Genomic DNA, 15,759 nt, shown 5'->3' with positions numbered 1-15,759 from the left:
TTTAATATTCACTTGTCAATAATTATTTAGCATCTAACTACTCTACTCTTCATAATATAGAATTCGACCACAGTTGTCACAAGTTATTAGTTCATTACTATATTTAACCTTCTTGATCACATTAAGAGGTAAAGTCATGCGACAACCTAAACAATAATTATCTTTTAATTTAGCTACTGCTTTGCCGTGTTTTAGATCATATAGCTTATTATATGTTTTAATTGCTTCTGAACTTAGTTTTTCTTTAATAGCATCTTTTTCTTGGGGAATTTTATTTAGTTCTGCCTTAATTTCTTTTTGTTGTCTCTGGTGTTCTTCTTTTAATTCTTCTAAGTTCTCTTGCCTTTCATTTCTCTTTTGAGTTAATTTTTCAATTTTACTTTCTTTATTTTCAATTTTCATCATTAAATCTAAAGTTTCTTCTTCAATTTCTTCTTTATGTTCTTGTGTCTTATTTAATTTTTCTTGAATTTGATTTAGTTCTTTAGGATTTGAAGTTTCTCCACTATATAATTGTTCTTCATAACTTTCTTCATCACGAGCCAAACGCGAACTACTAAATTCTAACTCCTTCATTTCTTCTTTTAATTCTGCTAGTTCCTCTTTTTCCCCTTTAATAGCTTTTTCTAGTTTTTCTATTTCTACTGCAATCTTATCTTTTTGACTAGCAAAATTTTCATCCTTCAATTCTTCCTTTAACTCTTTTTTCTTCTCATCTAATTGTTGTAATTGATATAACAATTCCGTAGTTGACATCAAATTCCCCCTTTTATTTTAGCTCTCATTTTTCAGTGACCAGGATTAAGCTTAAAAATATTTAAATCCAAAAATTAACCACCTAATAGCTATTCTTAAATCAAATATATTTTTTAAGAATAGAAAAAAGTAGGCCAAAAATGAACTTTAAGGCCTACTTTACTTGAAACGGATTTGTATTAATTTTAGATTTTATAATTTCTACATCCAAATTATCAGTAGTTATCTGCTCTTGTAAATAATCTGTCATCCCTTCACGCATAATTTTCTCAGTACCATAATGCCCAGCATCAATTAAATTCAACCCTAATTCTTCAGCTAATTGTGCTTCATGATATTTTACATCACCAGTAATATATAAATCTGCTCCTTGCCCAGCTGCAGTCTTAATAAAATCTGCACCACTACCACTACATAAAGCTACTTTATTAATTCCTTCATCTGAATTACCAACAAATTTAACATTTTCTAAATCTAATTCAGCTTTAAGTTGAGCTAAATAATCATTAAGATTCTCTTGCTGGTCTAAATAACCAATCCGACCTAAACCTATTTTTTTTCCTTGATTTTCAACAGCATATATATCATAAGCAACCTCTTCATAAGGATGTACTTGCTCTAACTTATTAATTACACTATTTACATCATCTGCTTTCACTATAGTCTCTAAGCGATATTCTTCTACTTGATTTACTTGTCCTACTTCTCCTTTATACGGCTTAGAACCATGCAAAGGTTTAAAAGTACCAGTCCCAGACTGATAAAAAGAACAATGACTATAATTACCTAAACAACCTGCTCCTAATTCTCCCAGTGCCTTTCTCACTTCATCTAATGAATCTTGCGGTACAAAAACTACAATCTTTTTCAATTCTTCTGTAGTAGTTACTTGCAAAGGCGACGTGTTTTTTAACCCTAATTTATCTGCTAAAAAATCATTTAATCCACCAGAAGCAATATCATAATTAGTATGAGCAGAATAAATAGCAATCTCATTTTTAATCGCGTTTTGAATTAAGTTTCCTATAGCAGTATCAAATCGAACCGCCTTTAATTCACTAAAAATAAAGGGGTGATGGGATACTATTAAATCTATGTCTTTTTCTATAGCTTCTTCTATAACATCTTGATTAACATCTAAAGCTACTAAAACTTTAGATACTTCTTGATTATAAGCCCCTAGCTGCAAGCCTACATTATCCCAATCAGCGGCTAATTTCTTCGGTGCTAATTTAGTTATCAAACTACTAATTTCTTGCAAATTTACAGCCATTCTTTTACCTCCTCTAAACGATCAATTTTATGTTCTAATTCGTTAATCTTTTCATGCTGGGGAGCATTAATAGCTATTTTATCCATTATATTTTTCCAATTTTCTTTTAACTCATCTAGATACTCCACCAATAATTCTTCTCTATTTTCTATTAATTTAGGGCCCAATTCTAATAAAAAATCATCATCAATATCCATAATTCCAGGCTCAACTCTCAACACCTGATATATTTTTTCAGCTTTCTGGCCCCTTACTAATTTTTCATCAGTAATCTTAAATCTATTATCCACCAACCATTTACGGAGCGAAGCAGCTCCTGCCATTGGTTGTAAAACTATTTGTTCTAATTGTTGAGCTAATTTATAATCAGTTGCAATAATCTCTTTAATAGTTGGACCGCCCATTCCAGCAATAATCACAGTTTCAACTTCTTCTTCCTTTAAAACTGAAAGACCAGAACCTAACCTTATCTCCACTCTTTTTGATACTTCTGCTCTTTGCACATGTTCCACAGCAACTTGATAGGGTTGTTTTTTAGCATCACTAGCTATTATTGCTGAACACTCACTATTTTGAGCTAAATAAATAGGAATATAAGCATGGTCCGTTCCAATATCAGCAACTGTGGTTGGCAAATCTAAAATTTCTATAATTTTTTTTAAACGAGCTGATAAATTCATAAACATTACCTCATTACTAATAATTACTTTTTTTAGCCACTACTAGTATATTATATATAATTTCACCACTTAATATCAAGGGAATTCCTTTAATTAATAAAAAATTTTAACCTTTTTTTAATCTAATTATAATTTATTATTAATCCTTAAATTATATAATTTACTTGCAATATAATTTTACTGTTATATAATTTAAGTAAGTTAATCATCTGAGGAGGTAATAAATTATGCTAGAAAAAAAGAAATTAGCTCCCTTTTTCAAAGAAAAACTAGACGGTAAATTATCTGAAAATTACATCGACCTCCATATTCATACTACAGCGTCAGATGGTTTTATTAAACCACAATTAATAAAAAAATTATTTGCAAATACATCTCATTTGATCTCTGTAACAGACCATAATGCAATCAAGAGTAATATTCAGTTAGCTGAAGAATCTAACCTTAATATTATTCCCGGTATAGAAGTAGGATGTAGCGATGGTTTTGAACTCCTAATTTACTTTAGAACTCAAAGAGAATTAAAAGACTTTTATAAAAAATATGTAAAGCCATTTAAAATGGATTATGATATTACAAGGACCAAGCAAAATCATGAACACTTTTTAAAGCATGCTGCTAAATACAATTCCTTTATTTCTATCCCTCATATTACTGGTATAGCACAAAAAAACTATCTTCGCAATAAAGACTATATTGAAGAAATAATCCAAACAGTAGATGCTATTGAAACTTATAACCATTCTATGCCGCAGAAGAGAAATAAAAAAGCTAAAAAAACACGGAAACAGAATCAAAAATATGCTACTTTTGGCAGTGATGCTCATATAAAACAAAGCCTTATTTCTTTTTATGAAGGGCAAGAGAAAAAATTCTTCAATACTACACCACTTAAAACTATACTTCACAATCTATATTCTATCATACCACTAATTAGCAAAAGAATTGAATATATCTTTCAAACTAATTAAATAAAAAATAAAACTCCATCTACATTTTAACAATAGATGGAGCTTATCTGTTTTCATTGTTATTAAATTATAAAAACAGTTATAAAAAAACAAATGGCTCCATACTAAGAAGCATTAATCTAAATAATCTTTTAGCTTTTTGCTACGGCTTGGATGTCTTAATTTTCTCAAAGCTTTAGCTTCAATCTGTCTAATTCTTTCTCTAGTAACGCCAAATTCTTTACCAACTTCTTCTAAAGTTCTAGAACGGCCATCTTCTACACCAAATCTTAATTCTAATACTCTTTTTTCTCTATCTGTTAAACTATCTAATACATCATCTAATTGATCTTGTAAAAGCATAAATGAAGCTGCTGCTGATGGAGAAGGTGCATCCTCATCTTCAATAAAGTCACCTAAATAACTATCTTCTTCTTCTCCAATTGGAGTTTCTAATGATACTGGTTCCTGAGCAATCTTTTTAACCTCTCTTACTTTATCAGGATCCATATCCATTTCATCTGCAATTTCATCAACTGTTGGTTCTCTACCTAATTCTTGGACTAAATGTCTAGTTACTCTAATCAACTTATTAATTGTCTCTACCATATGCACTGGTACTCTAATTGTTCTTGCCTGATCAGCAATAGAACGTGTAATAGCTTGTCTAATCCACCAAGTAGCATAGGTACTAAATTTATATCCTTTAGTATAATCAAACTTTTCTACTGCTTTAATTAAACCTAGATTTCCTTCTTGGATTAGATCTAAAAACAACATGCCACGACCCACATATTTTTTTGCAATACTTACGACTAAACGCAGATTGGCAGCTGCTAATTCCTGCTTAGCCGATTCATCCCCTTCTTCCATTCTTTTACCTAACTCTTGTTCTTCTTCTTTAGTTAATAATGGGACTTTTCCTATCTCTTTTAAATACATCTTTACAGGATCATCAATTCCAACACCATCTGGAACACTTAAATCTAAATCAGTATCATCTAAGTCCATATCATCCAATTCTTCTTCATCTTTATCAGCACTAGAATGACTTTTACTCTTAGAAGTCTTTTTCGAGGTAGAACTTTTCTTATTCGAGGCAGAACTTCGCTTACCCCCCTCTTCATCAACTACTTCAATCCCTTCATTATCAAAAACTTTATAGATCTGATCTAAATTACCACTATCAGCATCTATATCAGATAGAGTATCCTTAATTTGACTCTCACTAATTTGTCCTTTTTCTCGCCCAGTAGACAATAATTCTTTCACTTTATCTTGCACAGCTGCTTTAGCCATATTAATCCTCCTTCCTAAGCAAATCTTGATATTGTTCTAATAATTGCTTTAATTCTTGATAATTTTCTTCTTGCTCTGCTTGCTTGATTTTAGCTTCTAAATCTTCTTTCTTCATTCCTGATTGATACCCCTTTATTTTCTTTATATAATCTATTAAAATTTTATCTAGATTTACACTAGAATCAAACTCGTCTCCTTGCACAGCCAACTTAGTTAAAAGCTTTTGTGAAGATTCAGCATTTAATCTATTAAATAACTCATTGATTTCTATTGTTTCTTCTTCTTGATACAACTTACAAATAGTTGTAAATAACTGTCGGTGGTCTTCTTCAACAAAATCACTTTTTTCTAATTCATTTTGAACTTTTTTAACCAACCGCGTATTGTTCAACATCAATTTCAACAACCCATTAACTGCATTTTGATATCCATCTTTTTTAGGGTCATTCAATTCAATACTATTTTTTAAATTATTATTATTATTCCTTTGTGAGCTTTTTCTATCCTGATGCTCTGATTTTTCAAATTTATTTAGCTCACTTCGTAAAACTTCAAGTCTAATTTGCAATTTTTCAGCTACTTGTTTCAAATACTCATCTCTTTCAACTCCATCATCAATAGCATTTAAAATTGGCAATAAATCTTGCACTACATTTACCCTTTCATCAACATTAGATAAATCTTTATCCTTTAAAACCTGATTAATCTTAAATTGGATCAGAGAAGTCGCATTATCTTTTGTCTGCAAAAATACTTCTTTACCTTCAGTTTTAATATATTCATCAGGGTCTTGCTCATGACCCAAACTGATAACTTTGACATCTAGCCCTTCTTTTTTTAAAATATCTAAGCCACGCAGTGTAGCTTTTGCTCCTGCTGCATCTGCATCATAAGCAATATAAACTCGCTCTACATAGCGATTTAATATTTTGGCTTGTTGACTAGTTAAAGATGTTCCTAAAGAAGCAACCACATTCTCAATTCCAAATTCAGAAGCCGTAATCACATCAGTATATCCTTCAGTAATAATTACTTCATCAGTTTTGCGCATTTCCTGTTTAGCCCAATTTAAACCATATAAATTCTTGCTTTTATCAAATAATGGAGTTTCAGGAGAATTCAAATATTTAGGCTGTTCTTCATTACTTAATACTCGTCCCCCAAAACCAATAGCTTGATGACGATGGTCAAAAATCGTAAACATAACCCGATTACGAAAGCGGTCATAATAGCCATCACTATTTTTCCTTGGTAAAATCAAACCTGATTTAACTAATAATTGATCAGAATAACCTTTATCACTTAAGAAATTATATAACCCCTGCCATCTATTAGGCGCAAAACCTAATTGGAATTTTTCAATTGTTTCTTTATCAAAACCACGCTCTAATAAATAATTATATGCTTCTTGCCCTAAATCAGACTTCAAAAGCAAATAATTATAAAATTGAGTAGCTAATTTATGAATCTTAAGTAACTTTTTACGCTGACTAACTTTACGCTGTCGTGCCTGCGAATTATTTTGCTCAGGCAATTCAATATTAGCTCGCTCAGCTAAAAATTCTACTGCTTCAGTAAAAGTCAGTCCTTCTATTTCCATGATGAAATTAAAAATGTTACCTCCTACTCCACAACCAAAACAGTAATATAACTGTTGCTCAGGACTAACATTAAATGAAGGAGTTCGCTCATCATGAAATGGACATAATCCTTTATAACTCTTGCCACTTTTTTTCAAATTAGTATATTCAGAGACTACATCAATAATATCATTACTAAATCTTACCTTCTCTATAAAGTCTTCATTGTATAACTGACTCAAAATAGTTCACCCTTTAATCAGCTATTGCTTAATAATTATCTTCTATATAATCATTCCAAAAAATTATAATAGATATACACCAATTTTTCTGCTTACATAGCCTTAATTTTGTCGACAAATTATAACAAATTCCTGTTATAAATGAAAAAAAATTAACCACCTCAGTAAAATTACAAAAATATTATCTCTATACTCTCCTGCTATATTATAACTACAACACTATAGAAAAAAATCCTTTATTAAATTTAAATTTAATCAAAACTAAAAATTAACCCTATTTAGGATTAAAAAAACCGACAAATATTTGCCGGTTTTTGAGTAATCTTAATAATTTAGTTTTATACTATAATTTTGATTACTATTATAGTAGTTCTTGACTATTAATCAAATTCCTGCATTTAAATCAAATTATGTTAATATGTTAGTATTGAGATAAGTTCTTCCCTAATCCACCTCTTAAATTATAATATGAAATAATTTAAAAATCAACTTAAAATTTAATTTTTTTAAGTTTTATTTTTTTTATTTAAAATTTGAGCTGCAATTTCTTCGATAGCAGTGTCTGTTACATCAATAATTTCACAATCTAATTCATCCATTACCTGTTGAGCATAATTCAGTTCTTTTTTAATTCTATCCAAATCAGTATAATTACTAACTGCTTTAAATTCCATCACTTTTAATCTCTTCTTTCTTATTTTATGTAAACTTTCTGCTTCAATTGTTAATCCGATTATCTTTTCAGCAGGAATTTCATATATTTCTTGAGGTAATTTAACCTCAGGAGATAAAGACAAATTAGCCACTTTATAATTATAGTTTGATAAGTACATGCTTAATGGGGTTTTAGATGTTCGAGATACTCCTAATAAAATAATATCTGCTTCTTTTAATTTATTAATATCTTGACCTTCATCACAGCGCATACTATAATCTATACAATTCATCTTCTGAAAAGCATCATGACTAATCTTATAGCTTAGACCTACTTCTAATTGCGGCTGCTGCTCTAATATTTTAGAAAAACGAGTTAAAAAGGGCTCTAAAATATCAATAGTAGGGATATCGAACATCGATGTTTCTTTTTCCAAATAATCACATAATTCAGGCGATACTAAAGTATAAGCTATTATTGCTCCTGCTTCTTTTGCTTGATTAATTATATCTTCTAATTGTTCTATATCTACTATATCAGCAAATCTTCTGATCTCAACATTTTCTATTTCAAATTGCACTATTACAGAATCAATTACCGTTTCTGCTGTTTTTCCAGTATAATCAGAAAGTACAAATATACTCAAATTATCTGTCTCCACTTTCACCCAACTCCTCTCTAAATATCCAATTTAAAATCAACAAATGCTCTAGTTATATTTGTCTTATTTATTTTACCAATTATCTTGAATTTACTCCCTCTCCCTGAATCATCTTCAGCTTCTTCTACTACTGGCAAAACATCTATTTCATAATCTACTAATTTTTTAGCTGCTTCAAATATAGTACTATCTTCTTTAATTGTAACCAAATGAGGAATTCTAGTCATTGCCATACTAACCGGCAGATTTTCAAGATCAGTTTCTCCAATAGTAATTTTAAGTAAATCTTTCCGGGACACAACCCCTGATAAAAATTCATTATTATCAACCACAAATAAGGAATCAACATTCTCTAAAAATAAAGTTATTACTGCATCATAAATTGAACTTTCTTCTTCTTTAATGATATTAGGAACTGATTTTATTTCATTAACTTTTTTATTATATAGATCATCAAGATCTTTTAGATTCACTTCACTACCGGAATAAAAATAACCAACTTTAGGTTTAGCTTCTAAAATATTAGACATAGTCAACACCGATAAGTCTGACCTTAAAGCTCCTCGTGTTAGATCTAATTGTTTAGCTATCTCCTTACTAGAAATTGGAGAATTATCTTTTACTATTTCAATTATCTTTTTTTGTCTTTCACTTAAATTAATTTTTCTCACTCCCTTCTTACTGTCCTCTTACATATCTTCTTACTCAAATACATTATAGCAAATAATTGTTGCTTTAAAAAGACTTATCTCAGGTCAGGGAGTCTGAGTTTAACTTATTTTCAAATTTTCTGTAATTGAATAATTAGTTTCCATTTCTCTAATATATGATTTTAACTCTGATTCACGTCTCATAACAATTGATTGGGGAATATTATCTTTAATACCATCTACTAATATTCCATCTGTAACTCCAGTTAAAGAAAATATAATCTTTTCTCCAGAAATAATTTCATTTAAAGTAAAAGTTTTATGCAGGTTATTAATTCCTACATTCCTCATTTTTTCTTTCTCCTTTTTATTGCGCGGGCATAACTGTGCTTCCATATCTCCCCCTAAACACTTCACTGCTGCTGCTGTCAAAACTCCTTCTGGCGCTCCTCCAGCCCCTAGCAATATATCAATCCCAGCTACTCCTTTTGCTGCAGCAATACTCCAAATTAAGTCCACTCCTGAAATCAACTTCACATTAGCTCCAGCTGACTTAATTTCATGAATTAAATCTTGATGACGCTTTCTATCTAAAACGGCAACAGTCAACTCATCAATCGATGTATCTTTAGCACCAGCTACTATAGCTAAATTTTCAAGTACTCCCTTATCCAAACTCACCTTGCCCTTAGCTTCGGGGCCAACAACTATTTTATTCATATAAATATCTGGCACACGCAACATTTTATCTTTTTCTACTCCAGCTAATGCTGTTACAGCATTAGGCTTATATTGGGCAGCAAATTCTGTTCCTTCAATCGGATCAATCGCTAAATCCATTTCATGTTTATTCTTTCTTCCTACTTTCTCATTTTGAAAAAAACTAGGTGCCTTATCCTTTTCTCCTTCTCCTACTACTATTTTAGCCCCCAGATTAATATTAGCAAACGCTTCTCGCATTGCATCAACAGCCGCCTTATCTATTGCCATCTTATCTTTATTACCTATTAAAGGTGCTACTGCTAAAGCAGCTTTCTCTGTTACTCTACTTAAATTTTTATCTAAATCTAATTTCATCTCTTCTCCCTCCTCCATTGGTTAAATTTTTAATACTTAATTTACTAAATATTAGTAACTAAGCTAATAAACTATTTAACTTAGCAGAACTACAACAATTTTGCAACAATGAAAATGGACTTTGCCCTCTTTTATCTTCTTCCTCTACATTAATTCCTAATTCAACTAAAAAGTTAATTAATTCTAATGATTCATTATTTTTCACAGCCCATAATAAAGGATTGTTTCCACTAGCATCTGTTAGATCTAATTTTGCTCCTGCCTCAACTAATCTTTTAATTATTTCTTGACTATTAGAATTTTCTGTAGCATAAATCAATGCTGTTCTTCCTAATCCTTCTTGAGCATTAACATTAGCTCCAGCAGCTATTAATTCTTCCACTACCTCTACCGTATTATATCTAGCAGCATACATTAATGGAGTTCTCCCCAAAGAAGATTTAACATTAACTTTTGCTCCAGCATCTAATAATAACCTTATAGCCTTTGGGTCATCATTAGATAAGGCTGCAAACATCAAAGCTGTAAATCCACTACGATTTCTAGCATTAATATCCTTACTTGTAGCTAAGAACTTTTTAATCACTTCTAAATCTGCTTTTTCTTTCACTACCTTCATCAACTTTGTCTCGCCAACATTACCATTAACTCTCTTCTTCAAACAAGTATTATTCACAATAAACCCCTCCTGTTAGTTTTTATGTTGCACTTAATATACAACATAATACTGATTAAATATACTTTATTAGGTTATATATTGCTCTTAAACAACTATTTACACTCTTATTATAGTGTAATAATTATAAAAATGCAACATATATATTAAAATAATTCATTATTAGGTTATTATTGCGTTTTATTGTGTTGTACTTATTCTATATAAAGTTGCACTTTATAAATTAAAAATGAAAAAGTAAAATAGTATACCCCTGCCTCCACACTTAAAGTAAAACTGTCTTGGATTAAGATAAAATTGTTTCGCAGCGACTTCAAATCTAGTTTGTCAATGAGTCTTAATGAAGTAAAAGATAAGTTTAGACGAATCAAACTAGATTTATAAGCGAAGAAATCATTTTATCTTAATCACGAAGGTTACACTTTATATAAAAAAAAGGCCATTACCCCCCTCAAAGGAATAATGACCTTAATAAATAATGTACACTATTGTTTTTTATTGTACACTAATCAATTACAATCTCAGTTAAATCAGCTATTTTACTTAATAAATTAGTAACTGACTTTAATAATCCTAATCTATTTTCTTTAATTTCTTCATCTTCTGCCATAACCATAACGGAATTAAAGAAATTATCAATTGCTTCTTTTAAAGTAGCTACTTGCTTTAAAGCAGTTAAATAATCTTGTTTAGCAATCAAATCAGCTATTTTAGATTTTAAATCTTGATATTCCGCATATAATTTCTTTTCAGAATCATCAGTAAATAACTCCGGCTTTACTTCTTCTTTTTTTCCTTTATCTGCTAAATTACTAGCTCGTTCAAAAGCAGTGATTAATTCAGCAAATCCTTCTTCATTTCTAAATTTCATTACTGCATCAGCTCGTAAGATAGTATCATTAACATCACTAAAGTCTGTTGCTAAAACTGCATTAATGACATCATATCTAATTTCATTATCTTCTAATAACTTTTCTAAACGCAAAGCAAAGAAGTCCATTAAATCCTCTTTAATCTCATTTCTAGACCTAGTTAACTTATCATTATCTTCTAATAGGTCTAATGCAGAATTGATTAACTGCTCTAAAGTAATATCTAATTCAGCATCAGTAATTATTTTGACAACCGCTAAACCCTGTCTCCTTAAAGCATAAGGATCTTGAGAACCAGTTGGAATCAATCCTACACTAAAGCAAGCAACAATATTGTCAATCTTATCAGCTAAACTAGCTACTCTACCAATTTTACTTTCTGGAAGTTTATCATCTGCATATCGTGGTAAATAATGTTCAAATATTGCTTCTGCTACAGCTTCATCTTCTCCATCAATTAGAGCATATTCTCGTCCCATTACACCTTGTAATTTAGAGAATTCATTAACCATCTCTGTCACTAAATCAGCTTTAGCCAATTTAGCAGCACGTTGAGCTTGCTCAATTTCATCTGCTGTATATTCTAAATCAGAAGCAAATTCTTGAGCTAAATCAATCATTCTTTCTACTTTTTCATAAATAGTACCTAAGTCTTCTTGGAAAATAATATCTTTTAGCTGTTCTACTTTATTTTCCAAAGGAGCTTGTTGGTCTTCTTCATAGAAAAACTTAGCATCAGCTAATCTTGCCTGCAGTACTTTTTCATTCCCTTCACGAACTATATCAAGATGTCCCTCGTTACCATTTCTAACTGTAATAAATAAATTCTTTAATTTTCCCTCTTGATCACGCACAGGAAAATAACGCTGATGTTCTCTCATTGAAGTAATCAATACTTCTTCTGGCAATTGCAAGAATTCTTCTGCAAAACTACCACATAAAGCAGTTGGATATTCTACTAAAAAGTTAACCTCAGTTAATAAATCATCAGCAATTGCTACTGTCACATCTTTATCTCTTTCAATCTCTTCAATCTGCTCTACTATCATCTTACGACGACGACTATGATCTACTATTACTCCTTCTGTTTCCAATAAATCAAAATAAGCCTCAGGCTGTTCAATTTCAATCTGTCCTTCACTTAAGAAACGATGACCTCGGCTCCAATTACTAGCTTCTACTTCTGCTACAGAAAACTCTATTGTCTCTGTACCATATAAACTCAATAACCATTTAATCGGTCGCGCAAATCTCATATCTTGGCTGCCCCAACGCATTGACTTAGGAAAATCTAATTTAAAAATAATTTCTTCTAATAAATCTGGCAACAATTCTTTAGTTGCTTGCCCTTCTTCAGTTGTACAGGCAAATACATATTCTCCATTTTCAGTATCACGAATCTCTAATTCATCTGGCGTCAATCCTTGACCTCGAGCAAAACCTTCTCCTGCTTTAGTAGCTTCACCATTATCATCAAAAGCGATATTCTTGGCAGGACCCCGAATTTCTTTTTCTAAATCTTCTTGTTCCTCTGCTACATCTTCAATATATAAAGTAAGACGACGCGGTGTACCAGTAGCTAAGACATCAGCAATTTCAATTCTCTTTTGTTCAAACAATTCTTGGGCCAACTCTTCTAATTGTTCAAAAGCTGGCAGCATAAAGCCTGCTGGTATCTCTTCCGTTCCGATTTCTAATAATAAATCTTTACTCATTATCAGCACCTCCAGTTAACAATGGATGTCCCAATTCTTCTCTTTGGTCTACATAAGCTCGAGCACACAATTTAGCTAAATCTCTAACCCGACCAATATAATTAGTTCGTTCAGTCACAGAAATAGCTCCTCTAGCATCTAATAGATTAAAGACATGAGAACATTTTAATACATAGTCATAGGCAGGCAACACCAAACCTTCTTTGGCTATCCTCTCTGCCTCTCCTTCATATAAATCAAATAATTTAAGCAACATATCTATATCCGCTTCTTCAAAATTATAAGTTGAATGTTCAACTTCTCCTTGATGATGAACATTACCATAATCAATATCATCTACCCAACTAATATCATAGACACTATTTACTTCTTGTAAATACATTGCAATTCGTTCTAAACCATAAGTGATCTCTACAGAAACAGGCTGACATTCAATGCCTCCTACCTGCTGAAAGTATGTAAACTGCGTAATTTCCATACCATCTAACCAAACTTCCCAACCAAGTCCCCAAGCACCTAAAGTTGGAGATTCCCAGTTATCTTCTACAAATCTGATATCATGTTTATCAGGGTCAATCCCTAATGCTTCTAAACTCTCTAAATAAATTTCTTGAATGTTATCAGGAGAAGGTTTCATAATCACCTGATATTGATAATAATGCTGTAAACGATTAGGATTTTCTCCATAACGCCCATCAGTCGGACGACGACAAGGTTCAACATAAGCCACATTCCAAGGCTCAGGACCTAAAGAACGCAAGAAAGTAGATGGATTAAATGTTCCTGCACCCACTTCCACATCATAAGGTTGTCTTAAAATACAATTTTGCTCAGTCCAAAATTCATTTAACGAATTTATCATCTCTTGAAATTCCATACTTCAACCTCCTAAAGTTTATTTAATTAATAATTGATAATTAAAATATCAATTCTCTATTCTAAATAAAACTAAAAAAACCTCGTCCCTAATAGCATTTCCGCTATCAGGGACGAGGTTACCCGCGGTTCCACCCTGTTTAATCCATCAAGGACTCTCTTTCTAAAATTACTCCTAAATGCCTTCAACAACATATTATGCTAGTCTCCCACCAACACTAGCTCGCTTCAATAATAGCGGCCGCCTACTACTTTTATTCATTGTAATTAATTTATTCAATTGACGTTTTAAATATATCAAAACTAAATCCTATTGTCAATCAATATCTATCATTTCCAAAAATGAAACCGCCTTAAGTTTTTTATCAATTATACTTTCAATATAATTAGGTACAATTGCCCCTAGCTCTTCACGAGCATAAGCAGGTAAATTCAATTTCATAATCCCTTTATAATCAAGGTCTAATAATCTGTTCATAAACTTAATTGTTCCTAAACTAATCTTATCATTCCAACTTTCAGCACACTCTGCACACACTACTCCACCTTCAGTAGCATTAAATCTAAAATTACTATTTAATTCAGTACCACACTTTACACAAGAATTTAAATAAGGTCGGTACCCTAATAAATTTAATAACTTCAACTCAAAAGTTCTAATCACCAAATTATTCTTATCAGAATTTGATAACAGGCGGTAAGTAATCAATAATAAGTTAAATAGTGACTTATTGACATCTTTATCAATAGTCAATTCATTAACTAGCTCGGCTGCATAAGAAGCATAAGACATTTTAACAAAATCATTTCTCAAATCAGCGAAGGAATTTTCAATATCACACTGACTCAAATTCCCCAAATCAGAGTTACCTTGATAAACTAAGACGTGATTATAAGTAAAAGGTTCTAATCCAGCAGCTAAGGTGCTTTTAGTCTTTCTAACACCTTTAGCTACTACTCTGATTTTACCGCGCTGCTTACTAAATAAAACAATGATTTTATCAGCTTCTCCTAATTCATAATGACGCAATACAATAGCGTCTGTATCAAAAAGTGGCATAATAATCAGTCCTAGCGTATATTAATCTTCTTCATCCAATCCTTTACCAGTTACTACTGCTACACCATATTCAGTACCAATACGATTTGCACCAGCATCTAACATTTCAATTGCATCATTGAAATCTTCTACATTACCTAGTGTTTCTACTCCTGTATTGCGTCCTACTACTTTACGAATAATACTTACCTGCTCTGGCTGTGAATTAGCTGAACCAAAACCAGTAGAAGTCTTAATAAAACCAATCCCTTGACTCTTAGCTAATTCGCTAACTTTTTTTATCTCCTCTTCTGTTAAATAACAAGTCTCAATAATTAATTTAGTAATGATATCTTTAGTTACGCCAGCTATTTTAGTAGAATCAATTACTGCTTTGATCTCTTCACGCACTAAATCCCATTTTTTCTCTTTAATAGCACTAATATTTGCTACCATTTCAATTTCTTGCGCCCCATTACGCACTGCATCTTTCGTTTCATATGCCTTAGTCTCTACTGTTTCAGCTCCTAGGGGGAAAGAAATTACTGTTGCTACTTTAACTGAACTTTCTTTTAATAATTGAGTTGCTAACGGTACATAACAAGGTTGCACACAAACAGCTGTTAAATTATACTCTTTTGCTTCCATACATTTGTCTTTTACATCATGCACTGTAGCCTGCGGACCTAAAATAGTATGATCAACTATTTTAGCCATATCTTTAGGTTTGATTGCCATACTAAATCACCTCATTAACA

14 protein-coding genes and 1 other annotated feature are annotated in these 15,759 nt (G+C 31.4%); of the genes, 1 reads left to right on the top strand and 13 read right to left on the bottom strand.

Annotation, left to right across the window (positions count from 1 at the left end):
- Positions 1-42 precede the first annotated feature (42 nt).
- The 3 genes from JOC47_RS05450 to JOC47_RS05440 all read right to left on the bottom strand — a co-directional run bounded on the left by JOC47_RS05450 (position 43) and on the right by JOC47_RS05440 (position 2,709).
- On the bottom strand, positions 43-756 hold the full coding sequence (locus JOC47_RS05450) for a zinc ribbon domain-containing protein (protein WP_204701007.1): 714 nt from the start codon (positions 754-756) through the stop codon (positions 43-45).
- Between the two features lie 154 nt (positions 757-910).
- Positions 911-2,029: a Nif3-like dinuclear metal center hexameric protein gene (locus JOC47_RS05445; protein WP_204701005.1), complete on the bottom strand. Its 1,119-nt coding sequence runs from the start codon at positions 2,027-2,029 to the stop codon at positions 911-913.
- On the bottom strand, positions 2,020-2,709 hold the full coding sequence (locus JOC47_RS05440; protein WP_204701003.1) for a tRNA (adenine(22)-N(1))-methyltransferase: 690 nt from the start codon (positions 2,707-2,709) through the stop codon (positions 2,020-2,022). Before JOC47_RS05440 ends, JOC47_RS05445 begins: the two co-directional genes overlap by 10 nt.
- Before the next feature lie 227 nt (positions 2,710-2,936).
- On the opposite strand from JOC47_RS05440, the gene JOC47_RS05435 reads away from it, so the two are divergent.
- On the top strand, positions 2,937-3,680 hold the full coding sequence (locus JOC47_RS05435; protein ID WP_204701001.1) for a PHP domain-containing protein: 744 nt from the start codon (positions 2,937-2,939) through the stop codon (positions 3,678-3,680).
- 114 nt (positions 3,681-3,794) lie between these two features.
- On the opposite strand, the gene rpoD is transcribed toward JOC47_RS05435, so the two are convergent.
- The 10 genes from rpoD to deoC all read right to left on the bottom strand — a co-directional run bounded on the left by rpoD (position 3,795) and on the right by deoC (position 15,739).
- Positions 3,795-4,958: an RNA polymerase sigma factor RpoD gene (gene rpoD / locus JOC47_RS05430; RefSeq protein ID WP_204700999.1), complete on the bottom strand. Its 1,164-nt coding sequence runs from the start codon at positions 4,956-4,958 to the stop codon at positions 3,795-3,797.
- A gap of 1 nt (position 4,959) precedes the next feature.
- The gene (dnaG, locus tag JOC47_RS05425; RefSeq protein WP_204700997.1) at positions 4,960-6,780 is read right to left on the bottom strand and encodes a DNA primase; all 1,821 of its coding nucleotides are present in this window, start codon (positions 6,778-6,780) and stop codon (positions 4,960-4,962) included.
- A 506-nt stretch (positions 6,781-7,286) separates the two neighbouring features.
- Positions 7,287-8,096: a pyruvate, phosphate dikinase/phosphoenolpyruvate synthase regulator gene (locus JOC47_RS05420; RefSeq protein ID WP_204700995.1), complete on the bottom strand. Its 810-nt coding sequence runs from the start codon at positions 8,094-8,096 to the stop codon at positions 7,287-7,289.
- A 17-nt stretch (positions 8,097-8,113) separates the two neighbouring features.
- The gene (ccpN, locus tag JOC47_RS15890) at positions 8,114-8,767 is read right to left on the bottom strand and encodes a transcriptional regulator CcpN (RefSeq protein ID WP_204700993.1); all 654 of its coding nucleotides are present in this window, start codon (positions 8,765-8,767) and stop codon (positions 8,114-8,116) included.
- Between the two features lie 99 nt (positions 8,768-8,866).
- Positions 8,867-9,823: a class II fructose-bisphosphatase gene (gene glpX / locus JOC47_RS05410; RefSeq protein WP_204700992.1), complete on the bottom strand. Its 957-nt coding sequence runs from the start codon at positions 9,821-9,823 to the stop codon at positions 8,867-8,869.
- Positions 9,824-9,881: 58 nt separating this feature from the next.
- On the bottom strand, positions 9,882-10,499 hold the full coding sequence (locus JOC47_RS05405; protein ID WP_204700990.1) for an ankyrin repeat domain-containing protein: 618 nt from the start codon (positions 10,497-10,499) through the stop codon (positions 9,882-9,884).
- Between the two features lie 505 nt (positions 10,500-11,004).
- Positions 11,005-13,086 carry a glycine--tRNA ligase subunit beta gene (gene glyS / locus JOC47_RS05400; RefSeq protein ID WP_204700989.1) on the bottom strand — a complete coding sequence of 694 codons (2,082 nt, stop codon included), beginning with the start codon at positions 13,084-13,086 and terminating at the stop codon, positions 11,005-11,007.
- Positions 13,079-13,963 carry a glycine--tRNA ligase subunit alpha gene (glyQ, locus tag JOC47_RS05395; protein ID WP_204700987.1) on the bottom strand — a complete coding sequence of 295 codons (885 nt, stop codon included), beginning with the start codon at positions 13,961-13,963 and terminating at the stop codon, positions 13,079-13,081. The genes glyS and glyQ overlap by 8 nt, the downstream gene beginning before the upstream one ends.
- Before the next feature lie 105 nt (positions 13,964-14,068).
- Positions 14,069-14,233: a binding site (T-box leader), on the bottom strand.
- Between the two features lie 45 nt (positions 14,234-14,278).
- Positions 14,279-15,022 carry a DNA repair protein RecO gene (gene recO, locus JOC47_RS05390; RefSeq protein ID WP_204700985.1) on the bottom strand — a complete coding sequence of 248 codons (744 nt, stop codon included), beginning with the start codon at positions 15,020-15,022 and terminating at the stop codon, positions 14,279-14,281.
- Between the two features lie 21 nt (positions 15,023-15,043).
- The gene (deoC, locus tag JOC47_RS05385; RefSeq protein ID WP_204700984.1) at positions 15,044-15,739 is read right to left on the bottom strand and encodes a deoxyribose-phosphate aldolase; all 696 of its coding nucleotides are present in this window, start codon (positions 15,737-15,739) and stop codon (positions 15,044-15,046) included.
- Positions 15,740-15,759 lie beyond the last annotated feature (20 nt).

It is taken from the genome of Halanaerobacter jeridensis, assembly GCF_016908315.1.
GTDB classification, from domain to species: Bacteria; Bacillota; Halanaerobiia; order Halobacteroidales; family Halobacteroidaceae; genus Halanaerobacter; species Halanaerobacter jeridensis.
Note: the sequence above shows the minus strand (reverse complement) of the source record. Positions and strands in the feature narration are given on the sequence as shown.

Excerpts from the sequence above, each read along its gene's own strand:
- JOC47_RS05450 (WP_204701007.1), bottom strand. The coding sequence starts at position 756 with ATGTCAACTACGGAATTGTTATATCAATTACAACAATTAGATGAGAAG.
- JOC47_RS05445 (WP_204701005.1), bottom strand. The coding sequence starts at position 2,029 with ATGGCTGTAAATTTGCAAGAAATTAGTAGTTTGATAACTAAATTAGCA.
- JOC47_RS05440 (WP_204701003.1), bottom strand. The coding sequence starts at position 2,709 with ATGAATTTATCAGCTCGTTTAAAAAAAATTATAGAAATTTTAGATTTG.
- JOC47_RS05435 (WP_204701001.1), top strand. The coding sequence starts at position 2,937 with ATGCTAGAAAAAAAGAAATTAGCTCCCTTTTTCAAAGAAAAACTAGAC.
- rpoD (WP_204700999.1), bottom strand. The coding sequence starts at position 4,958 with ATGGCTAAAGCAGCTGTGCAAGATAAAGTGAAAGAATTATTGTCTACT.
- glpX (WP_204700992.1), bottom strand. The coding sequence starts at position 9,823 with ATGAAATTAGATTTAGATAAAAATTTAAGTAGAGTAACAGAGAAAGCT.
- glyS (WP_204700989.1), bottom strand. The coding sequence starts at position 13,086 with ATGAGTAAAGATTTATTATTAGAAATCGGAACGGAAGAGATACCAGCA.
- glyQ (WP_204700987.1), bottom strand. The coding sequence starts at position 13,963 with ATGGAATTTCAAGAGATGATAAATTCGTTAAATGAATTTTGGACTGAG.
- recO (WP_204700985.1), bottom strand. The coding sequence starts at position 15,022 with ATGCCACTTTTTGATACAGACGCTATTGTATTGCGTCATTATGAATTA.
- deoC (WP_204700984.1), bottom strand. The coding sequence starts at position 15,739 with ATGGCAATCAAACCTAAAGATATGGCTAAAATAGTTGATCATACTATT.